Source organism: Flavobacterium praedii (genome assembly GCF_026810365.1).
Taxonomy (GTDB): Bacteria; Bacteroidota; Bacteroidia; order Flavobacteriales; family Flavobacteriaceae; genus Flavobacterium; species Flavobacterium praedii.
Genome location: NZ_CP113948.1, coordinates 863854 through 885419 on the forward strand (window position 1 = coordinate 863854; position 21566 = coordinate 885419).

General features: G+C 34.0%; 17 protein-coding genes and 1 pseudogene. 13 read left to right on the top strand and 5 right to left on the bottom strand.

The window, feature by feature from the left end; translation table 11 throughout:
* Window positions 1–432: 432 nt before the first annotated feature.
* The gene (locus OYT91_RS03735; protein WP_281239568.1) at window positions 433–978 is read left to right on the top strand and encodes a glutathione peroxidase; all 546 of its coding nucleotides are present in this window, start codon (window positions 433–435) and stop codon (window positions 976–978) included.
* A gap of 107 nt (window positions 979–1085) precedes the next feature.
* On the opposite strand, the gene OYT91_RS03740 is transcribed toward OYT91_RS03735, so the two are convergent.
* Both OYT91_RS03740 and OYT91_RS03745 read right to left on the bottom strand, forming a co-directional pair.
* Entirely contained in the window at window positions 1086–2030 is a 945-nt protein-coding gene (locus tag OYT91_RS03740) for a tRNA dihydrouridine synthase (RefSeq protein ID WP_281239569.1), read from the bottom strand.
* Between the two features lie 204 nt (window positions 2031–2234).
* Window positions 2235–2732: a GNAT family N-acetyltransferase gene (locus OYT91_RS03745; protein WP_281239570.1), complete on the bottom strand. Its 498-nt coding sequence runs from the start codon at window positions 2730–2732 to the stop codon at window positions 2235–2237.
* Between the two features lie 137 nt (window positions 2733–2869).
* Here OYT91_RS03745 and menD point away from each other — a divergent pair, with 137 nt between their 5' ends.
* The 3 genes from menD to OYT91_RS03760 all read left to right on the top strand — a co-directional run bounded on the left by menD (window position 2870) and on the right by OYT91_RS03760 (window position 6023).
* Window positions 2870–4531, top strand: coding sequence for a 2-succinyl-5-enolpyruvyl-6-hydroxy-3-cyclohexene-1-carboxylic-acid synthase (menD, locus tag OYT91_RS03750; RefSeq protein ID WP_281239571.1), 1662 nt, complete (start codon window positions 2870–2872; stop codon window positions 4529–4531).
* A gap of 161 nt (window positions 4532–4692) precedes the next feature.
* Window positions 4693–5034 (top strand): DUF2853 family protein, encoded by a 342-nt coding sequence (locus tag OYT91_RS03755; protein ID WP_269222969.1) that lies wholly within the window; start codon window positions 4693–4695, stop codon window positions 5032–5034.
* A gap of 134 nt (window positions 5035–5168) precedes the next feature.
* A complete protein-coding gene (locus OYT91_RS03760; protein WP_269222968.1) occupies window positions 5169–6023 on the top strand; it encodes a CvfB family protein in 855 nt (284 codons plus the stop codon).
* A gap of 693 nt (window positions 6024–6716) precedes the next feature.
* On the opposite strand, the gene OYT91_RS03765 is transcribed toward OYT91_RS03760, so the two are convergent.
* The gene (locus OYT91_RS03765; protein WP_281239572.1) at window positions 6717–7580 is read right to left on the bottom strand and encodes a DUF3943 domain-containing protein; all 864 of its coding nucleotides are present in this window, start codon (window positions 7578–7580) and stop codon (window positions 6717–6719) included.
* Window positions 7581–8113: 533 nt separating this feature from the next.
* On the opposite strand from OYT91_RS03765, the pseudogene OYT91_RS03770 reads away from it, so the two are divergent.
* The 7 genes and pseudogenes from OYT91_RS03770 to OYT91_RS03800 form a co-directional block, all read left to right on the top strand.
* Window positions 8114–9659 (top strand): annotated as a pseudogene (locus OYT91_RS03770) (type I restriction-modification system subunit M); the annotation flags it as partial.
* A gap of 152 nt (window positions 9660–9811) precedes the next feature.
* A complete protein-coding gene (locus OYT91_RS03775; RefSeq protein ID WP_281240361.1) occupies window positions 9812–10429 on the top strand; it encodes a restriction endonuclease subunit S in 618 nt (205 codons plus the stop codon).
* A 163-nt stretch (window positions 10430–10592) separates the two neighbouring features.
* Complete coding sequence (locus tag OYT91_RS03780) at window positions 10593–11252, top strand: transposase (RefSeq protein ID WP_281239573.1); 660 nt, start codon at window positions 10593–10595, stop codon at window positions 11250–11252.
* A 1-nt stretch (window position 11253) separates the two neighbouring features.
* On the top strand, window positions 11254–14133 hold the full coding sequence (locus OYT91_RS03785; RefSeq protein WP_281239574.1) for a type I restriction endonuclease subunit R: 2880 nt from the start codon (window positions 11254–11256) through the stop codon (window positions 14131–14133).
* A 301-nt stretch (window positions 14134–14434) separates the two neighbouring features.
* Window positions 14435–15025 (top strand): transposase, encoded by a 591-nt coding sequence (locus OYT91_RS03790; protein ID WP_281239575.1) that lies wholly within the window; start codon window positions 14435–14437, stop codon window positions 15023–15025.
* A 53-nt stretch (window positions 15026–15078) separates the two neighbouring features.
* Window positions 15079–16641 (top strand): DUF1186 domain-containing protein, encoded by a 1563-nt coding sequence (locus tag OYT91_RS03795; protein ID WP_281239576.1) that lies wholly within the window; start codon window positions 15079–15081, stop codon window positions 16639–16641.
* Between the two features lie 184 nt (window positions 16642–16825).
* Window positions 16826–17284, top strand: a complete 459-nt coding sequence (locus OYT91_RS03800) for an RNA methyltransferase (protein WP_281239577.1) — start codon at window positions 16826–16828, stop codon at window positions 17282–17284.
* Window positions 17285–17554: 270 nt separating this feature from the next.
* Here the strand turns inward: OYT91_RS03800 and OYT91_RS03805 are convergent, their stop codons facing one another.
* Together OYT91_RS03805 and mnmE are read right to left on the bottom strand one after the other, a co-directional pair.
* The gene (locus OYT91_RS03805; RefSeq protein ID WP_281239578.1) at window positions 17555–17914 is read right to left on the bottom strand and encodes a hypothetical protein; all 360 of its coding nucleotides are present in this window, start codon (window positions 17912–17914) and stop codon (window positions 17555–17557) included.
* Between the two features lie 88 nt (window positions 17915–18002).
* Window positions 18003–19391 carry a tRNA uridine-5-carboxymethylaminomethyl(34) synthesis GTPase MnmE gene (mnmE, locus tag OYT91_RS03810; RefSeq protein ID WP_281239579.1) on the bottom strand — a complete coding sequence of 463 codons (1389 nt, stop codon included), beginning with the start codon at window positions 19389–19391 and terminating at the stop codon, window positions 18003–18005.
* A gap of 212 nt (window positions 19392–19603) precedes the next feature.
* On the opposite strand from mnmE, the gene OYT91_RS03815 reads away from it, so the two are divergent.
* Both OYT91_RS03815 and OYT91_RS03820 read left to right on the top strand, forming a co-directional pair.
* Window positions 19604–20431 (top strand): universal stress protein, encoded by an 828-nt coding sequence (locus OYT91_RS03815; protein ID WP_269222958.1) that lies wholly within the window; start codon window positions 19604–19606, stop codon window positions 20429–20431.
* A 251-nt stretch (window positions 20432–20682) separates the two neighbouring features.
* The gene (locus OYT91_RS03820) at window positions 20683–21516 is read left to right on the top strand and encodes a universal stress protein (protein WP_269222957.1); all 834 of its coding nucleotides are present in this window, start codon (window positions 20683–20685) and stop codon (window positions 21514–21516) included.
* The last annotated feature ends 50 nt before the right edge of the window (window positions 21517–21566 follow it).

Genomic DNA, 21566 nt, shown 5'->3' on the forward strand with positions numbered 1-21566 from the left:
GGTTTCGATAGTTTTATTGGAACCTTTTTTTATATAAAATAAATCTTATTTTTTTAAATTTAAAATTGCTTTTATCGATAAAAATGGCTTTTAATTGGGTTTTGGCATGGTATTTGAAATGTCTAATACTAGATAATTGTATTAGGTTTATATTTTTTAAAATGCAAAATGGTTGGTTAGTATTTTGGTTAAAGAATACCTTGTAGATTATCATTTACAATTAGTTAATGAGATGCTCCTTTTGGAGCATCTTTTTTTTTTGATGGAATATTTTAAACCAAATGTTGGTATAACTTTTTCAAATGAACAGAAAATAAATATAAGCTTTCCATTTATTTTTATAAAAAATTAATTTAATAATAACAGTTGTTGAACTATAATATTTTCTAACAAGACAAATAAATGTTTAATTTTATATCAAAATTTTAAAACATGAAAAAATTAGTAGTAGCGATTTGCGCATTGTTCTTTTTTAGTATCCAAATTCAAGCACAAGTGAAACAAAACATCTATCAATTTAAAGTAGAAGATTTATCAGGCAAGACTTTTGATTTTGCCTCGCTAAAAGGTAAAAAAGTATTAATTGTTAATACTGCTTCAGAGTGTGGATACACACCACAATATAAAGAATTGGAAGCTTTGTATAAACAGTACAAAGACAAAGGTTTTGTAATTGTTGGATTCCCTGCCAACAACTTTGGTGGTCAAGAGCCAGGAACCAATGCAGAGATTAAAACATTTTGTCAAGCCAATTATGGTGTAACTTTCCCTATGATGAGTAAAGTTTCTGTAAAAGGCGATGATATGTGTGAGATGTATAAATTTTTGACACAAAAATCCAAAAATGGTGTTCAAGATTCCAAAGTAGAATGGAATTTTCAAAAATACCTTATCAATGAAAAAGGTGAATTAGTCAAAGTATATCTTTCTAAAGTAAAACCAATGGATGAAAACATTGTAAATTGGGTAAAAGGATAGTTTTTTAAGTGGTCAGTGATCAGTTTCTTAGTAATAAGTTCCGATAGCGTTAAAAAAAAGAGTTTGCTAATTTTAGCAAACTCTTTTTTTATATCCATAACCCAAAACTACCCTTTTGCAATAACTTCCTTAACAGTAGCTTCGTAATTTCGGATACTTTTTGATTTTTTGATGTTTTTATGAACCTTATGTGGATCTGAAAATATGGCCGAGAAATATTCCCATAAATGATGCATTTTCAGTAGTATGTGTGTTTGACCAGATAATGACTCGCTGTATCCTTGGTAAAGCGTATCATGGAATTCGCTGAACAATTCCATTTTGTTTTTTGGATATTCTGTAGTATTACTTTTAATCATACTTGGTAAAAAAGGATCTGCAATCAATCCTCTACCAATCATCCAATGATCAATAGAAGGAAAGCGTTCTTGCATTTCGTGGAATTTAGTTACCGAAGTAATATCGCCGTTGTAATACAGTTTGTGCTTAGTGTTGTCAATACATTGTTGGAACGCATCCAGATGCACACCACCTTTGTACAGTTGTTTTCCTAAGCGGGCATGTATGGCAATGTTTTTTATTGGGTATTTGTCTAAAATTGGTAAAACATCAAGAATTTCTTGTGTTGTATCATATCCCAAACGCATTTTCATCGACACAATGATGTCAGTTTCATTATGCGCTCTTTCAAGTATATGATTGATTTTTTCGGTATTACTGATTAGACCAGAGCCCATACCCGATTTGGTAACCATTGGATAGGGACAACCCAGATTCCAGTTTAGTTCTTTATATCCAAGTTCTCTAACATATTTTGCCACAAATATAAATTCATCTGCATCATTCGTAATCACTTGCGGAATGACTTCTAGACCAATGTTGTTTTCTGGAAGCAAATCACGCTCGTAAGATGATTTTATAGCCAATTTACCATTCAAACGAATGTAAGGTGAATAAAAAGTATCTATTCCTCCAAAATATTTATTTTGAGCATTTCTAAAACGAAAATCGGTAAATCCTTGCAAAGGGGAAGAAAGCAGTGTAAAACTCATAGTATGTATAAAAAGGCAAAGATACTATTCTTTATGGGGTTATGGTTTGTCGGTGGGGTTATGTTTTGAAGCTATTTATACCGAACAGGTTTAAAAAAAACTATTGGGAAACCGCAAACCTAACAGTTTTTTTTTAACCTGTTAGGTATCATATTTTAATGATATAAATAGTAAAGTGAGAGATCAAAGCTAATTACCAAAAAATCACTCCAAAATCAATTGCATAAAAACCGAATGCAACCAACGATCAAATTTATAACCAGATTCTTTGATGATTCCAACGGTTTTGAATCCAAATTTCTCATGAAAATCAATACTGCTTTGGTTTTCGGCATCGATTACTGCAATCATAGTATGCAATTTTTGGTTTTTGGCCAATTGTATTAATTCGTATAATAGCAATTTTCCAATCCCTTGTCCATGATGTTCATTATCTACATAAACGGAATGTTCTACAGTGTATTTGTAAGCTTCTCTGAAACGAAATTCGCTATACATACCAAAACCAACGACTTTACCATCCTGTTTTGCAACAATTACAGGGAAATGTTTGTTGGTTTTATCTTCTAAAATGGCTTTTTGTTGTTCGTAAGTTCGAATGTTGTAATCGTATAAGGCAGTTGAATTTAGAATGTTATAATTAATAATATCCAATATGGCTTGCGCGTCCTCGGTTTGGTAAGGTCTTATTTTGATTTTCATTTCTTTATTTATTTCTCATCAAAAATAGTAAAAAGTTGTTCTATTTGAAGGTATTCGATGGTCAAGTTTGTAACTTTGCTTTTTAGGTTGTAGTTGTAAAACTTCTAACTTCTAACTTCTAATTTCTAACTTTAAAAATGGTTTACCCCAAAATACCTTTAGCACAAAGTATTATTCAAATTTTATTAGCCAAAGGGATCACTAATATTATCATTTCACCTGGTTCTCGAAATGCACCACTTACAATAGGTTTTGCCAGTAATCCCGCTTTTCAATGTTACAGTATTGCCGATGAGCGCTCAGCAGCTTTTTTTGCACTGGGAATTGCGCAGCAAACTGGTAAACCTACCGTACTTGTTTGTACTTCGGGATCGGCATTGTTAAACTATTATCCTGCTTTTGCCGAAGCGTTTTACAGTCAGATTCCACTGATTGTACTTTCAGCAGATCGTCCGCAAAGTAAGATAGACATTGGCGATGGGCAAACCATTCGACAGGAAAACGTATATGCCAACCATTCTTTGTATAATGCTAATTTATTGGAAGCAGTTTCAGACGAAAATGATCTTAAAATAAACGAAGCCATCAATACGGCAATCGATAAAAAAGGTCCTGTGCATATCAATGCTCCGTTTGAAGAACCTTTGTATGAAACAGTTTCGGAACTAAGTGTAAACAGTTTCGTTTTCGCTTCCGCTAAAATTATACAGGAAATTAATAGCCAAGAGTTGCAGGAATATGCTACTCTATGGAACAAGGCTACCCGAAAACTGATATTAGTAGGTGTAAACGATCCTGAAAGCATTTCCAATAAGACTATCGAGGCTTTCGCCAATGATGAATCGGTAGTAGTGATGACAGAAACAACATCGAATGTGCATCACGCTAGTTTTATAAATAACATTGATACTATAATAACACCTTTTACAGCGGAAGATTTCGAAGCTTTTCAACCTGAAATTCTTATCACTTTTGGTGGAATGGTAGTATCCAAACGAATCAAGGCTTTTTTGAGAAAATACCAACCCAAACACCATTGGCATATCGATACATTGCGAGCCTATGATACTTTTGGATGCTTGACAAAACATTTTGAGGTAACTCCCAATACTTTTTTCGAGGCTTTTATACCCTTGACAAAAATTATTGAAAGTGATTATTTTTCTAAAATGAATGCGGTTAAAACCGTGCGAAAAGAAAAACACGATATTTATTTGTCCAAAATTCCTTTTTCAGATTTCAAAGTTTTTGAGAACGTGATTGGTACTTTGCCTCAAAAGAGTCAATTGCAAATCAGTAACAGTTCGGCCATACGGTATGCGCAATTAATTCCAATTGATCCTTCAATCGAAGTCTATTGCAATAGAGGTACAAGCGGAATAGACGGAAGTACTTCGACTGCAATTGGTGCAGCTGTCGCAAATGTAAAACAGACTGTATTTATAACCGGAGATATTGGTTTTTTATATGATAGCAATGCACTTTGGAACAATTACATTCCGAAAAATTTTAAAATCATTTTGATTAATAATGGTGGAGGTGGAATTTTTAGAATTTTGCCAGGACACGATGAAACGCCTGTTTTTAATACTTTTTTTGAAACTTCGCATAATTTGACTGCCGAACATTTGGCTAAAATGTATGGATTCGATTATGTTGCGGCCAATGATGAGTTGAGTTTGACTAACGCATTAACATGTGTTTATAGTCAAAATGAAAATCCTTGCATTCTTGAAGTTTTTACCCCAACATTAGAGAATAATTCTATTTTATTGCAGTATTTTAAAGAGTTGGTTTAGTTCTAGAATTAAGTTGTGAAATTAATAAATGTATAATTCTTACTTTGGTAAAAATATAATTAAAAATGCTTTAAAAAAATAATGTATAAAAATCGCACATATTTAAAATAAATGATTAAATTTGAGATAGTTAAACTAAAATAATCTTTAAATATTTTATTATGAGTGCAAGAGATGAATTAATTTTAAAGTATGCAGCCGATTTGAAAGACAAATGCGGCATTGTTCCGGATATGAATTTATTGACAAAAGTAACTATTGGTTGTGGACCGTCAATTTATAATCCAGATTCTTCTACAGTTTCAGGAACACAAAAAGCAGAATTGGTTACTGTCAAAAATAATTTTTTAATTAAGAAATTGGGTTTACCTGATGATTCAGCTCTTGATGCAGGTATAGATGCTGTTTTAGAAATATATGGAAAATCAAATAAAAATAAATACAGAGCCGTTTTTTATTATTTATTGGCTGTTCATTTTAAAAAAGAAAGTGTTTTCAATTAGACCATAGATTGACCCGAATATAAACGTCCTTAATTGGGCGTTTTTTTATGGGATTATTTTTCGAATTCCCATTTTCAAACTTCGTACCTTTGCGCTTTAAATAAGTTGTTCAACAACTCAGAATCGATACAAAAATGATTGAAATAGGAAAATACAATACGCTTACTATATTACGGGATACCAAAGTAGGTTTGTTTTTAGGAAACCCAGAGCAAGACCCCGAAGGAGTACACGATATTCTTTTACCCAATAAATATGTTCCAAATGAATTTGAAATAGGCGAGGAGCTTATTGTTTTTGTTTATTTGGATCACGAAGAACGTCCAGTTGCTACAACTTTAGAACCTTATATTTTACTTAATGAATTCGCACTCCTACGTGTGAATTATACCAATCAAATAGGAGCTTTTATGGATTGGGGTATGGAAAAGGATATTCTAGTTCCGTTCAAAGAGCAAGCGCGTCCTATGGAAAAAGGAAAGCGTTATTTGGTATACCTGTATATGGATGAAAAAACAAATCGTTTGGTAGCCTCTAGTAAATTGAATCAATTTTTGAAAAATGATCATCTTACCGTTGAAAAAGGAGAAGAAGTAGAACTAATCGTTTCTCATATAACAGAACTTGGTATCAATGTGATTATCAATGAACTGCACAAAGGGCTTTTGTATAAAGACGAAGTTTATGATGACGCTATTCGTACAGGCGATCGTATGCGAGGATATGTCAAGAATATTAGACCGGATAACAAAATAGATGTTTCGTTGCAAATTCAAGGTTATCAGAGTATAGAGCCCAATGCTGAAAAAATATTAGACGAATTGAGAGCCAGTAGGGGCTTTTTGCGTCTAACAGATAATTCTCATCCCGAAGACATAAAAACGGTTCTTAAAATGAGCAAGAAAACTTTTAAGAAAGCCATTGGTGCTTTGTATAAAGAGAAACTTATCGAGATAAAAGAAGATGGTATTTATTTAGTAAAGGAATAAAAAAAAAGAAAGACTAGTCATTTTGATTAGTCTTTCTCTTTTTACTTTTGTTTGTATCCTGTAGACATAAACAAAAATAAAACATTTTCGAACATTCTAGAAAGTGTTCAAACTCTTTTTAAACTCAAAGTATATAAAATACTAAATTAGTATAAAGATAAAAACTCTTTTTAAAATGGATTGTCTATAAATAGAGCTATTACTTTGATAGTAAAATGTAAATTTCACAATAAAACCATTGGTTTTCTATACATTTAAAGATTGCAATCTAGTAGTGTACTTGTGTAAAGTAGTTGTATTGTAAATCTTTTTCCTAACCTTTAGGTGTTACTTTTTATCAATTACTATTTGGGTAAAAGCGGTATTTAATTGCTTGTATTTTAAAATAGTTTTTGAAAAAATTATATAATTTAAAACCATAAAAATAGAAGCGACAATAATTTCAATTTTACTCAAAAAAATCATTTTTTAGGTTAATAAATCAGTGAAAAATAGATTTGCTAATCTTGACATAAAACTAATGTTGACTTAATATTACTATGATTAGCAGGAAATAAAAGTAATAAATAATTCAACTTGTGATTGTTAAAATAACAGGTATTTTTTCTTTTTTTTAAACTTTAACACTTCTAAAGTTATATTGAAAGAAATGATTTAATAATTGATTTTCAGTGATTTGTATATTCGTATTAATTAAAATTGCATATTGAAATTAAGTCCCCAAATGGCTTTATTGCTTCCATTATCAAAACCTACTGGAGCAATGTTTAGTTGGGTTGTACGTTGGTCTTTATAACCAAAACCATCTAATATAGTATTGAACGGGTCAATTAATAATAGCGATGTGTATCCTAAAAATTTTGAATTCAGTACTTTTTTATCATGTTTTACGATGCTTTTTTTGACATAGAAAAAACCTTCCCCTATAATAGAACCTATCACTGGTGTAACTATTAAATCTTGTTTAGATGGAATTTCAGCAAACGCCTCGATACCATATTCCCAGAAAAAAGTAGACATAAAAGCCGAATATAAAAAGGACTCAAAAATATTGAAACCACTGCTTCTGGCGGTCATATAATAAACGCCTCCAGAATATGGATGTGTAATGTAATTTAGTACCCAATCATCGTTATCCCAAACTGGACCTGCTTTTACATTTTGTTTCCATTTGTTGAAAATCCCGTTTTTTTTCATATCCTTTTTGTCCCAATTGGTTACACTTTCCGGCATAGAATACAAAACACCAAATGCAATAATTGTAGCACCTACATACATTGAAGTATTATAACTTAATCTTGTATAATCTCTAGTTGCAGGTGGGTAGACATTTAAAGGTTGCGCCGTTTTTAATGTGTCTATACTGTTGATTAGAGTATAGTTGAGTGTGTCTTTTTTAATTGCATTTTGAGAAATGGAATCTTCAATTGTATTTTGGGCAAGAACTTCGAGAGATTGGTTTTGCGTGATTTCGGATTGATCCGCTTGTTGTGCAAAAAGGGTATTTCCAAAAAAGGATAATAGAAGTAGGTATAAAACAGTTTTAAATGAATTCATTTGGGGAATATAAAAGCGGTTAAAGTTGTCCAAAAAATGAATTTGGTTTTAATAATAGGAACTGATTTTGTAATTAAAACCATTGAATTGCAATTACTTTTAGATTGAATTTGAATAGTTTTAAAACGGCGCAAATATAATTAATTAATAAGAACATTGAAGTTATTTTTTGAGTCTTAAGGTTAAATTAATAAATGGTTCTTGTCTCATGCGTTTGTTGCGTAATTTACTTTTTTTCAATTGTAAGAATTACATTGGTTTATGCCGTTATAGCTTATGATAAACAATAAATAAATAGAGTTTTAATTGAAAGCGAATTGTTAAATTTGATAAAATTACTTTTAAAATTAAATCTTGAATATCTCTAATTACAATTTAACTAGAAGTTGAACAATTTGAAAGTGTAAGTATTTATCTTGTAGAATTCATAATCACTTAAAATAATTAAAATTGACCTTATTTACGGTTTTCCTCAAAAAGTATCGTATAAATTTCAATACCTTAGCGGTTATAAAAATAGATAATACCCTATAATGGCAGCCGAACAAAAACAAAAATTAGAACAACAACTCTGGAATATCGCCAACACCCTACGTGGGAAAATGGATGCCGATGATTTCCGTGATTACATATTAGGTTTTATTTTCTACAAGTACCTGAGCACCAAAATGGACTTGTATGCCAACACCATCCTAAAACCAGACGGTTTGACTTTTCAGGAAGTCGAAGGTCATGCAGATGAAGCGGCTTTGCTGGAAGAAATCAAACAATTGGCTTTAGACAAATTAGGTTACTTTTTGCTCCCATCCGAATTGTTCTCGGAATTGGCACGAAGAGGCAACGCAGGCGGAAAAAACAATTTTATTCTGGGTGATTTAGCCAAAGTATTGACGCACATTGAGCAAAGTACGATGGGTTCTGAAAGTGAAGAAGATTTTGGAAACCTGTTTTCTGACCTCGATTTGACTTCCCACAAACTTGGAAAATCCGAAGCCGACAAAAACGAACTCATTGTAAAAGTCCTCGTGCATCTGGATGAAATTGATTTTGATTTAGAAAATACCGACAGTGATGTTCTGGGAGATGCCTACGAATATCTAATTGGGCAGTTTGCCAGTGGCGCAGGCAAGAAAGCAGGCGAATTCTATACCCCACAACAAGTCAGTAGCATTTTGGCACAACTGGTAACGGTGGGCAAAGACAAACTCAAGAGCGTTTATGACCCTACTTGCGGTTCCGGTTCGTTATTGTTGCGTGTAGCCAAAGAAGTAAAAGACGTAAGTGCTTTTTACGGACAGGAAATGAACCCTACGACGTACAACTTATGCCGCATGAATATGATTATGCACGATGTGCATTACAAGCGATTTGACATTAAGAACGAAGATACGCTGGAACGCCCACAGCATTATGATATGCGTTTTGAAGCCATTGTTGCCAATCCTCCTTTTTCTGCCAATTGGTCTGCCAGCCCTTTGCACATGAACGACGAGCGTTTCTCTGCCTATGGGAAACTCGCACCAAGCTCCAAAGCCGATTTTGCCTTTGTGCAACACATGGTGCACCAACTTGCCGATAACGGAACTATGGCAATCGTTCTCCCTCACGGTGTTTTGTTTCGTGGTGGTGCCGAAGGACACATACGCGAATATTTGATCAAAGAAAAAAACTACCTCGATGCCGTAATTGGTTTGCCAGCCAATATTTTTTACGGAACCAGCATACCAACCTGTATTCTGGTTTTGAAGAAAAAGCGTACCGATGCCGAAAATATTTTGTTTATCGATGCCAGCCAGCATTTTGAAAAGGTGAAAACCCAAAACGTGTTGCGTACCGAGGATATAGATAAAATAATTAGCACTTACGAAAACAGAACCGAAGAAGATAAATATTCGCATATTGCCCCTATTGCGGCCCCTATCATCCGTACAGACGCGATTAATCGTACAGACGCGATTAATCGCGTCTCTACATCATCATTATTAGACGCGATTAATCGCGTCTCTACCAGCATCGCCGAAAACGATTACAACCTGAATATTCCTCGTTATGTGGATACTTTTGAAGAAGAAGAAGAAATTATTGTTAATGATATCTGTATTAGCTTAGAAAAACTATCTGATTTATCAAACAAAAATGATGATATTCTTAAAAAACAATGTGATATTCTAAAAATTCCTTTTCCAAACGGACATAATATATCATTATTAGAACAATACAAAAAAGGCGTAATGCAACAATTGTTCTCCGGTAAATTAAGGTTTAAAGACGAGAACGGAAAGGATTATCCGGATTGGGAGGAGAAAAAGTTGGGGGATGTTTGTGAAATTGTTGGTGGAGGAACACCAGATACTAATATTTCAGAATATTGGGGAGGAGAAATTCAGTGGTTTACACCAACAGAAATTAAATCTGATTTTGTTTCAAGTAGTATTAGAACAATAACAGAATTAGGTTTACAAAAATCCTCAGCTAAGAAATTACCTATTGGAACAATCCTTCTTACTACAAGAGCTACAATTGGTGAAGTTTCAATAGCACGAGAAGAATGTTCAACAAATCAAGGGTTTCAATCGTTAATTGCAAGAAAAGGAAATAGTAATATTTTTATATTTAATTGGATAAAACAAAACAAGCATGAATTAACTTCTAGAGCTAATGGTTCTACTTTTCCTGAAATTAGTAAAACTGCAATTGAGAAAATATTTTTAAATGTACCTTCTTTTAAAGAACAACAAAAAATCGCCAATTTTTTATCGAGTATTGATACAAAAATAGAAACCGTGAATGGGGAAATAGGAAAAACGCAATTATTCAAAAAAGGGTTGTTGCAGCAAATGTTTGTGTAATGCAACGGTAGAGACGCGATTTATCGCGTCTATGTGTGGTGTGATGCAACGGTAGAGACGCGATTCATCGCGTCTATGTGTGGAGTGTGTGTAATGCAACGTAGAGACGCGATAAATCGCGTCTGTACACTATCCGGAGCATGTAGAATAAAAATAATGAAATATGAAAAAATTTCAGAATAAATATCGAATCCCATCCGCCCGATTGCAAAATTGGGATTATGGCGAAAATGGAGCGTATTTCATCACAATATGCACCAAAAATATGGCGTGTTATTTTGGTAATATTGTATCCGGCCCATCCGTAGAGACGCGATTAATCGCGTCTGTACATGATAATGATTCAAAATGCGAAATGCAATTGAATGAATTAGGGAAAATTGCCCATCGCAATTGGGAAAATATTCCAAATCAATTTCCCGATATTGAATTGGGTAATTTTGTGATTATGCCCAATCATATGCATGGGATATTAATAATCAATAAAATGAAATTGCCATCCGATACCGTACAGACGCGATTAATCGCGTCTAATGATGATAATACAGAGACGCGATTAATCGCGTCTGTACATGCGCAAAATGAAAATAAAATAGGTGGATTTGCAGGCGATAAAAATCCGATGCTAAATGAAAATATATCACGCATCATTCGGTGGTATAAAGGAAGATGCAGTTTTGAAATGCGTAAAATTCATGCTGATTTTGAATGGCTTTCACGATTTCACGATCATATTATTAGAGATTCAAAGGCATTCGAAAGAATACAAACCTATATAGAAAACAACCCTTCCAAATGGAAAGAAGATAAATTTCACAACTAAAATGAGCCATCAATCCGAAGCAATATTAGAAAACAACTTAATCAAGCAATTGCGGGGTTTAGGCTATGCGTCTGTAACCATTCCCGATGGCGATGCTTTGGTTTCCAATCTACAAAGTCAATTAGAAGCTTTTAACGAAACCACTTTTACAGCCAAAGAGTTTGATGCTATCGTCAATCATCTAGCCAAAGGCAATGTTTTTGAAAAAGCCAAAACGCTACGAGACCGTTTTCAATTGACCAAGGAAGATGGCACTTCGTTTTATGTTCGTTTTTTCAATGTGGAAGACAATAGCCAGAATTTATTTCAAGTTACCAATCAAATCAGTCTGGAAGGAAGCTACAAGAACCGTTTTGATGTAACGCTTTTGGTCAATGGTTTGCCATTGGTACAAATAGAACTCAAACGTTCGGGCTTAGAAATTAAAGAAGCGTTTAACCAAATTAATCGCTACCAATTGCATTCTTTTTGGAGCAATCACGGTTTGTTTCAATACGTGCAACTGTTTGTAATCAGTAATGGTGTAAATACCAAATATTTGGCAAACAACAAACTGCAATCGGTCAAACAAACGTTCTTTTGGGCAGATACCAATAATAAAAACATAACCGAGTTGCACGAGTTCGCAGCTGCATTTCTGAACCCGGAACATTTGGGCAAAATGGTGTCTCATTATATCGTGATAAACGAAACACACAAGGTAATGATGGTGTTGCGACCGTATCAATATTTTGCCACAGAAGCGATAATTCATCAAATCAAAAACTCAAGCGAGAACGCCTACATTTGGCACACCACAGGTTCGGGTAAAACTTTAACCTCGTTCAAGGCAAGCCAAATTGTGATGGAATTACCTGAGGTGTACAAAGTTGTTTTTGTTGTGGACCGTAAAGATTTGGATTTCCAGACCATGAATGAATTCAACGCTTTCAAAAAAGATAGTGTTGATGTCACGGATAATACACAATCCTTGGTTCGGCAATTAACGGATACTACCAAGTTGGTTCTGACTACGATTCAGAAATTAAACAATGCCGTTTCAGAACGTTTTGCTGGTAAAATAGAGTCGTTGCGCCATAAGAAAATCGTTTTTATTTTTGATGAATGCCACCGTTCCCAGTTTGGAGAAACCCACGATAGAATTACCAAATTCTTTGACAAAAGTCAGTTAATCGGTTTTACAGGAACGCCCATATTTGCCGAAAACGCTTCCAAGAATGATTTAGGAAAACGCACCACCAAAGATTTGTTTGGTAATTGCTTGCACAAATACGTGATTACGGATGCCATTCAGGATGAAAACGTATTGCGCTTTGGGATTGAATATGTGGGGAAATACAAAAACAAGAGCAATTCTTTTATCGACATAGAAGTCGAAGATATAGACAAGCAAGAGGTTTTGGATTCGGAAAAGCGAATCAACAAAATCGTCGATTATATTATTGCCTATCACAATCAGAAAACCTTTGATAGAGATTATTCAGCCCTTTTGGCGGTAAGCAGTATCAATAATGTGATTCAGTATTACGATCTATTCCAAAAAAAGAAAGAAGCTGGAGAACACGATTTGCGTATTGCCACTATTTTTACCTATGGTACCAATGAAGATTCAGACCAAGCACAGGATTTCCTTCCCGAAGATGAAGTCGATTTTGATGTTTTGGCAGAACCACAAACCAGTTATCAGGGAAAGCATACCCGAGATAAATTAGAAAGATATATTGGAGATTATAATACAATGTATGGCACCAGCTATTCTACAAAAGACAGTGATTCTTTTCAAAAATATTTTCAAAATATCAGCAGAAGATTAAAAGACCGTGAGAAGGAGAATTTTGACAATGAGAAAGACCGTTTGGATATTGTAATTGTTGTGAATATGATGCTTACCGGTTTTGATGCCAAAAAAGTAAATACGCTTTATGTGGATAAAAATTTGAAGCAACACGGTTTGATACAAGCATTTTCGAGAACGAATCGAATCCTTGGAGAACAGAAGTCACAAGGAAATATTTTGTCCTTCAGGAACCTCAAAAAAGCTACCGACGATGCTATTACTTTGTTTTCAAATAAAGAGGCGATTGAAGTCGTTACCATGCCCGATTATGAAAAAATAGCAGCGAAGTTTGATGAAGCTTTGAAACTCCTACGAGAAATTACACCAACCTACCAAAGCGTAAATGATTTGGAAAGTGAAGAAGCAGAAGCTCAATTTGTACAAGCTTTCCGAAAATTAATGCGAGCCATGAACGTTTTGCAATCCTACACCGATTTTGATTGGGAGGATTTACTGTTAGACGAGCAGGAATTTGAAGATTATAAAAGCAAGTATTTAGATTTATACGAAAAAGTAAAACGGGACAACGAAAAACAAAAAACTTCGATTCTTGATGACATTGATTTTGAATTGGAGTTAATCCATCGTGACCAAATCAACGTGGCCTATATCCTGAAATTGTTAGCACAATTGAAAGGAGCAAAAACACCATCGGCAGTTGCCGCACAAAAGAAAGCCATCATTGATTTATTGGGTGGTGATATTCAGTTAAGAAGCAAGCGAGAGCTGATTCAGAAGTTTATCGATGAAAATATGCCCCACATCAAAGACGGTGATTCCATTGAAGATGAATTTGAAAAATACTGGCAAGACCAAAAAGTATTGGCACTAGGCAAACTTTGCGAAGACGAACACCTGGACAAAGCGCAATTCAAAGCCTTAATTGATGCCTACATCTACAGTGGTCGCGAACCCATCAAAGATGAGGTTTTCCAATGCCTAGACAACAGACCAAGTATTCTGCAAGCCAGAACAATTGGCGATCGTATCATTGCCAAAATGAAGGAGTTTGTTGAAGTTTTTGTTAAGGGGATGATGGCGTAAATTTGTAGAGACGGGTTTGAAACCCGTCTGTACGAATTCCGTCTGTACGAATTCCGTCTGTACGAAACCCGTCTGTACTGTATGAATTCCGTCTGTATGAAACCCGTCTGTATGAAACCCGTCTGCCGATGATCCTATATCTAGATTATCTCATTTGTGAAATTATCATAATAATTCTGAAAATTGGGAAAATGATTGTGTTTGGGCAAAATAAATAGGATCGGGTGAAATAATTCTGAAAATTGTAAAAATGATAATTTTGTAAATATATTTGAAATAGCAATAAATTGAATAATAGAATATGCAAAAATTTAAAGGTAAATACCGCATTGATACCGCTAGAGCAAAATGGTGGGATTACAAGAATGAGGGGAATTATTTTATAACAATTTGTACCAAAAATCGAGCGCATTTATTTGGATATGTAAACGATGGCGAAATGAAATTGAACGAATATGGTAAAATTGTTTCCGATTGTTGGTATGATTTGCCCAATCATTATAGCAATATTATATTGGATGAATTTCAAATAATGCCCAATCATATTCATTGTATTGTTGGGGTGGATAATTCCAATTCGATTTTCCCCGTAGAGACGGGTTTCAAACCCGTCTGTACTTCTAATGATTCCGCCAATGATTCCGCCAATGATTCCACCGATATTTCAGAAAATAAAGAAAAAAAAATTCACGGTATATTTGAATTTATACGTGCATTAAAAACATTTTCGTCTAGAAGAATTAATGAAATGCGAGATACCAAAGGAGTTTCTAATTGGCAGGAGCGATTTCATGACCATATCATTAGAGATGAAATGGAATACAATAGAATAAAAAACTACATCATAAATAATCCTAAAAATTGGAGTGAGGATTGTTTTTTTGATAAATAAAAAGGAATATAGAATAAAATCAAGGGTACATATAAATAAATAGAATTGTAATAATGAATAGCAACACCATTCACACCAAGTTAAAAATATCGTTCGACAATGATTTTATTAGTCGTCTATATGACGTAACACCCGCACAAACTAAATTATTGAGAGAATTAACGATACGGGTACATGGGAAAATTGATAAAGTTTTGATTCGAAAATTAGAAAAACTGTCGAAAGAAAACCCCAATTTACCGCAGTTAAAGAATTTTATGTCTGTGGCTTACAACAAACTTGGTGATTTTGCCAAATCATTGGAAATAAACAGTCAGCTATTAAAAGAATTTCCGGATTATTTACATGCCCGACTTAATGCAGCAAATCATTATATACACAAAGGAGAACCTGATAGTGCTTTGGAATATTTGGGTGAAAATTTAGATTTAAAAGGAATGTTTCCTAATCGTTCAGAATTTCATTTTTCGGAAGTACAAGCTTATTATTATTCAACGTTTCTATATGCCATAGCAAAAAGAGATTTGCCTTTAGCCGAAAATAGATTGTCATTTTACAAATCAATAGACGAAGACAATCCTCGTATCGAAGAACTTGAAGAACATCTAGAAAGTTTAAAATTTGATTTAGGTTTTGATGATTTTGGCGATGATTTTTCAGAATTAATAGAAAATGAGCCTCCTGTAACCGATAGAGTTAATCCCCCAGTTTTTAACCATCAAGAGATTTATGAACTGTATCAATTAGGTTTCAAGAATGCAAAACCAGTACTTGATAAAATTTTAGCACTACCTAGAGAAACTGTTATTCAAGATTTAGAAATGGTTTTACAAGATGGTATAGAGCGCTATCCCTATTTTTTAGATAAGGACTGGTCCGTTTTCACACATTCGTTTGCGTTACATGCGATGTTTCTTTTGATGGAATTAAAAGCGACAGAGAGTTTAATGCCAGTTTTGAATTTTTTACAATATGATGAAGAATTTTTAGAATTTTATATTGGCGATTTTTTAACAGAGGAAATTTGGCAATGTGTGTATTTTCTTGGGAAAGGCCAAGTAGATTTGTTAAAAGAGTTTTTGATGAAACCAGGAGTATATACTTTTGCAAAGTCTGCTGTATCTCAAGCTTTAACACAAATTGCAATCCTTGAAAATCGTAGAACTAATGAAATAGAAAAGGTATATACAGAAATACTAACTTTTTTCATAAATGCTAAAGGGGAAGACAATGTAATAGATCCCACATTTATAGGACTGATGATAGGGGATATTGGTGATGTCAAATTGAAAAGTTTATATCCACTTATTGAAGCTTTATATGATTTAGAATATGTTGATTATAGTTTAGAAGGGGATTTTGAAAATTTTAAAAAAAACCATAATCAAGATGAAATTGTAACTCTTGAATATTCGATAAAAATATTAAGTGTAATCTATTCCGAAGCAGATTTTTGTGAAGAGTCTGATACTGTTGAAAATAAAGACGATAATTATTTTCATTCGCTTAAAAATGAACCAAAAGTCATTCAGTTACCAGTAAGTTCTGTAAAAGTGAATAGAAATGATCCATGTCCTTGTGGAAGTGGCAAAAAGTATAAAAAATGTTGTGGATAAGAAAATAAGCAATAAAGGTGGTTTTTGGGAATTATATAAAACTCATTAAATGAAACTCTCCGTAGTCTCCCGACTTCAAAGTCTTTTTTAATACCAATCCCCAAAATCCCTACCGATACCGGCTCTTTCTTTCATCTCAATAATAAAATTGATTTGTGTACGTACAGTTTGTACTTTTGCCTTTATGAATGATAACTTTATAAATGAATACTTTGGGATAGGGATACAAAACGGTAAAACGCCCGAAAATTTGGGTGTTTTGTGGCGGTCTGCCCAAAACTTAGGCGCCAGTTTTATATTTACCATTGGCAATCGCTATGCCAAGCAGGCTTGCGATACCCATGATGCCGTAAAAGCAATTCCGTATTTTCATTACGATACCTTTGAGGCTTTTTTTGACAACTTGCCCAAAGGAGCGCGATTGGTTGGCGTTGAATTAGACGAAAATGCGTCAGATTTAGAGACTTTTGAACATCCAAGGCGTTGTGTGTATTTATTGGGAGCCGAAGATCATGGCTTATCCAAGAAAGCAATGAATAAATGCCATCATTTGGTAAAATTTAAATCAGAAAAAAGTTTGAATGTAGCTGTGGCTGGAAGTATAATTTTGTACGATAGAGGTTTGTCTAAACCACGTTCTTAAAAAAAACTTTACTAAACTTCTGTTGTATCTGAAATTGGTTGACGGGGAAGATATTTTGTCAATAATGGTTGTTTTGGGTAACGAATAGTTCTTGAAATTCGATATACTGTCAAGGATAGCAGCGAAAAGCCCGTAAAGGCAGAAATCCTATTAAAACAAAACCCAAAAGAGCGACCAACGGAAGCTCCTTTTGGGTTTATGTTTTATGGATTGATGACTGCGGACTTGTAGCGGATAGCCTGCCCGGACAGCCTTATTATTATGCCAAGATTAATTCAAAATTTCATGAGAGGTCATTCTTAAACAGCGTTCGTTGCCTAAATAGAGGGGGTTCCCATGTTTCTCGGACCAAAAACCATCTAGTATATCTTTGTTGATGCATTTGTAGACAGCAATACCTTTGTAAATATGATCGTCTTCGCCACGGTAGTTGAAATGAATCACCAAAATACCGTCCTTGAAAAATCCGTTGCCGTTTTGTACTTGGTCTTTGTTGATCACCCATTGGGCAATAATTCGGTTGTTTTCATCAAGGGACAAACTCAATTTGCCTTTGTAAGCAATTTTGTCACTTTGCTCTTGATTGCTGCCTTCGATTGCATATTCGCCTACTAAATCGTTTATGGTCATTTGGTTTTATGATTGTGTCGTAGTAAAGAAAAATTTTGTGTTGCAGAAATATCGGCGCTTGATTTGATCAATAGTATGAGTATGCTTTTTACTTTCCGATACAGAAATTCGCAAAAATATTCCCCAGTAATTCATCATTCGTAACCTGACCGGTAATCATTCCAAATTGGTATAGTGCTTCTTTAATATCAAGTGCCATAAGGTCACTAGAAAGATTGGTTTCTAGACCAAATTTTACTTTTTGGATTTCCTCTAAGGCTTTGAGCAACGAATCGTAATGACGTGTATTGGTAACAATAGTTTCGTTATTGCGCAAAGCGCCAGTATTAACAAAAGAAAGCAACTGATTTTTAAGATCCTCAACACCTAGTTTTTCTTTGGCTGAGATCAATAGAATTTCTGGAATCTCGGTTTTTATATTTTGAATTTCAGTTTCACTTAATTTATCAGCTTTGTTCCCAATAATCACAAGCGGTTTCAACGGAAACTGATTCTTAATTTTCTCCAATTCTACTTTCAACTTTAATCCCGAAACTTTAAACTCGGAACTGTCAAAAAGAAAAACCACAACTTGCGCCTGTTCAATTTTTTCAAAAGTTTTTTTAATTCCAATGCTTTCTACCACATCAACCGTTTCACGAATACCCGCTGTATCAATAAATCGAAATCCAATACCGCCAATTACCAATTCGTCTTCAATAGTATCACGCGTAGTCCCCGCAATTTCAGAAACAATGGCGCGTTCTTCATTCAGTAAAGAATTCAGTAGTGTAGATTTCCCTACATTGGGTTCGCCTACTATCGCCACAGGAATTCCGTTTTTAATCACGTTCCCCACGGCGAACGAATCAATTAATCGTTTTAGTACAAACTCAATTCGGTTTAGCAATTCATGAAATTGGGTTCTATCGGCAAATTCTACATCTTCTTCGGCAAAGTCCAATTCAAGTTCAATCAGCGAGGCAAAATTCAACAGTTCCTCACGGAGTTTGGCAATCTCGTTAGAAAATCCCCCACGCATTTGCTGCATAGCAATTTGGTGCGACGCTTCGTTGTCTGACGAAATCAAATCGGCAACGGCTTCGGCTTGCGATAAATCGAGTTTACCGTTCAAGAAAGCTCTCAAGGTAAATTCACCAGCATTAGCCATTCTGCACCCTTTTCGTAGCAATAACTGAATAATTTGTTGCTGAATATAAGTAGATCCATGGCATGAAATCTCAATAGTATTTTCACCAGTATAGGAATTAGGCCCTTTAAAAATCGAAACCAACACTTCATCCAGCGTTTTGGTATCATCTACAATATGACCCAAATGCAATGTATGGGTTTTTTGTAACCTTAAATCCTTGCTCTTAATCGATCGAAAAACCGAATGTCCTATAGCTATGGCGTCTTCGCCAGAAATTCGAATTACGGCAATGGCACCAGCTCCTGATGGGGTGGCCAAAGCTACTATAGAATCGTTTTGAATCATAACTGAAAATTTATGCAAAAGTACGCAAAACTTAGAACTTTTTGACTTTTTGTAATCTGTGTTAGGCAAAATAGAGCACTCTAAAACCTGCTTTTTGACAAAAGACAGATGTTATATTAAATTTTAAATCAAATTGATTTTTTTCATACTTTATTTTAAGAAGTTTCGTAACTTTAAATGAAATAGTGGTACACAATAAATTAAAGATAGATATGAAAAAAATATTGTTTCCAACAGATTTTTCCGTAACCTCAAATAATGCTTTTATATACGCATTAAAGCTTGCTGATGCTATAAATGCTGAGATTATTACACTGCATGTTTATCAAGTAGATTCACCGGTATATTTGGATATGTCAATGTACTTGAAGGAAATATACGATTATGAACAACTGAGTAATTTCGAAAATTACAAAGATGAGGTGCCTTTACTTCGAAAAATTGCCGATGAAAATAATTTAGGACATATAAAGTGGAGTAATGTGCTTATACAAGGGGTGTTAATAGATGAAGTAGTCAAAATCTCAAAAAAAGAAAATATTGATTTCATTGTAATGGGGACCAAAGGCGCAAAACACATGAGTGAAATATTTTTAGGAACACAAACAACCAAAGTAATGAATGATGCCAAAGCCATAGTTTTGGCCATACCTGAAAAATGTCAATATGCACCCATTCAAAAAATTCTTTTTACTACCAAATATGAAATTAAAGACATAGAGGCATTACAAAAAGTAGCTGATTTAGCTAAGTTTTTGCATTCGCATATCGATTGTCTTAACATAAAAGCGCCTCACAAAGTATACAAAGATGATCTAATACTTGATTTTAAAAATGTTTTCAAAGATCAAAATATTAATTTTCATTCCGTAATAAGTAATGATGTAGAAGGAGAAATTTTGAAGTTTATAGAAAAAGATAAAATAAACATGCTAGCCATTCATGTACGCCATCGAGGTTTTTTTGAAAAATTATTCAACGTCAGCCTTTCCAAAAAATTAGCTTTTCACAGCAACATACCTATTTTGTCTATTCAATAAATAAATTCTATTTCAACTAGTTGGGCGTGACCCCGTTGAGCAAAGGGGCTTACTCGTAGTGCCGCTCATACAGCCCCTTTGCTCAACGCTGTCGGGCTATACGCACTACTTCGGTAGCTTGCTTCTATCCCTCACGCAAAACCGATGAACAAGACGTTTAATGCATTAAAACAAAATAAGAACCTTGTTTTTTATCGGTTCAAAATCATAAAAATATATTTTCATCAATTAAAAATTTAAATACCTTAGTAATGAAAAAGATTTTATTTCCCACCGATTTTTCCGAAGTTGCCAATAATGCTTTTATCCATGCATTGCATTTTGCTAAAATTGTAAACGGAGAAGTTTTATTGTTGCACACTTTTGATTTGCCAATAGTAGACAATCAATTTATTCCAGATAATTATTATACTATTTTTGATTCCTTACAATTGGCACAATTTGATATGTTTAAGGAAGAAATTCCAAAACTCCGAGAAATGGCCATTGCCCATCATCTAGATCATATAAAATTAAGCCATAAACTTGTTGATGGTGACCTAATTTATGCTATCAAACAAGCAGTCATAGACGAAAGAATAGATTATGTGGTTATGGGAACCTCCGGTGCTACAGGTTGGGAATCTTTTTTTATAGGTTCAAATACCGGTGCTGTGGTAACTGCTGTCGATGTTCCTGTTTTATGTGTACCTATCGAAGCAAAATACTCAAAAATTGAAACGATTGGCTTTACAACCAGATTCAGAGATAAAGATAAAGCAGCTTTAAAGCAAGTAATCAAAATGGCAAAAAAAACGCATGCGGTTGTAAAATGTTTGTATGTAAAAACTAGTAAATCAGATGTTAAAGATGATACTGTTGCTCAATGGAAAATAGAATTCGAAAAAGAACCTGTTCAGTTTTCAATTGTAAAAAGTGATCTTGTAAAAGAAACAATTTTAGATTTTATCTCCCACAAAAACATAGATACTTTGGCAATGATTACCCATAAACGTAATTTCTTCTCCGAGCTATTTAAACCAAGTTTGACTCAAAAATTCTCGAATATATCAACCATTCCTGTTTTGGCAATGCACGAAGAATAGAATTCAATTAATTTGTTATTTTGCCATTGCAATTGATATTGCCATTGGCT

What these genes read in the sequence shown, in the direction of transcription:
- mnmE (WP_281239579.1), bottom strand. Translation starts at nt 19,391, where the DNA reads ATGATTCAAAACGATTCTATAGTAGCTTTGGCCACCCCATCAGGAGCT.
- OYT91_RS03790 (WP_281239575.1), top strand. Translation starts at nt 14,435, where the DNA reads ATGCAAAAATTTAAAGGTAAATACCGCATTGATACCGCTAGAGCAAAA.
- OYT91_RS03800 (WP_281239577.1), top strand. Translation starts at nt 16,826, where the DNA reads ATGAATGATAACTTTATAAATGAATACTTTGGGATAGGGATACAAAAC.
- OYT91_RS03795 (WP_281239576.1), top strand. Translation starts at nt 15,079, where the DNA reads ATGAATAGCAACACCATTCACACCAAGTTAAAAATATCGTTCGACAAT.
- OYT91_RS03745 (WP_281239570.1), bottom strand. Translation starts at nt 2,732, where the DNA reads ATGAAAATCAAAATAAGACCTTACCAAACCGAGGACGCGCAAGCCATA.
- OYT91_RS03805 (WP_281239578.1), bottom strand. Translation starts at nt 17,914, where the DNA reads ATGACCATAAACGATTTAGTAGGCGAATATGCAATCGAAGGCAGCAAT.
- OYT91_RS03820 (WP_269222957.1), top strand. Translation starts at nt 20,683, where the DNA reads ATGAAAAAGATTTTATTTCCCACCGATTTTTCCGAAGTTGCCAATAAT.
- OYT91_RS03735 (WP_281239568.1), top strand. Translation starts at nt 433, where the DNA reads ATGAAAAAATTAGTAGTAGCGATTTGCGCATTGTTCTTTTTTAGTATC.
- OYT91_RS03775 (WP_281240361.1), top strand. Translation starts at nt 9,812, where the DNA reads ATGCAACAATTGTTCTCCGGTAAATTAAGGTTTAAAGACGAGAACGGA.
- OYT91_RS03815 (WP_269222958.1), top strand. Translation starts at nt 19,604, where the DNA reads ATGAAAAAAATATTGTTTCCAACAGATTTTTCCGTAACCTCAAATAAT.
- menD (WP_281239571.1), top strand. Translation starts at nt 2,870, where the DNA reads ATGGTTTACCCCAAAATACCTTTAGCACAAAGTATTATTCAAATTTTA.
- OYT91_RS03780 (WP_281239573.1), top strand. Translation starts at nt 10,593, where the DNA reads ATGAAAAAATTTCAGAATAAATATCGAATCCCATCCGCCCGATTGCAA.
- OYT91_RS03740 (WP_281239569.1), bottom strand. Translation starts at nt 2,030, where the DNA reads ATGAGTTTTACACTGCTTTCTTCCCCTTTGCAAGGATTTACCGATTTT.
- OYT91_RS03785 (WP_281239574.1), top strand. Translation starts at nt 11,254, where the DNA reads ATGAGCCATCAATCCGAAGCAATATTAGAAAACAACTTAATCAAGCAA.
- OYT91_RS03765 (WP_281239572.1), bottom strand. Translation starts at nt 7,580, where the DNA reads ATGAATTCATTTAAAACTGTTTTATACCTACTTCTATTATCCTTTTTT.
- OYT91_RS03755 (WP_269222969.1), top strand. Translation starts at nt 4,693, where the DNA reads ATGAGTGCAAGAGATGAATTAATTTTAAAGTATGCAGCCGATTTGAAA.
- OYT91_RS03760 (WP_269222968.1), top strand. Translation starts at nt 5,169, where the DNA reads ATGATTGAAATAGGAAAATACAATACGCTTACTATATTACGGGATACC.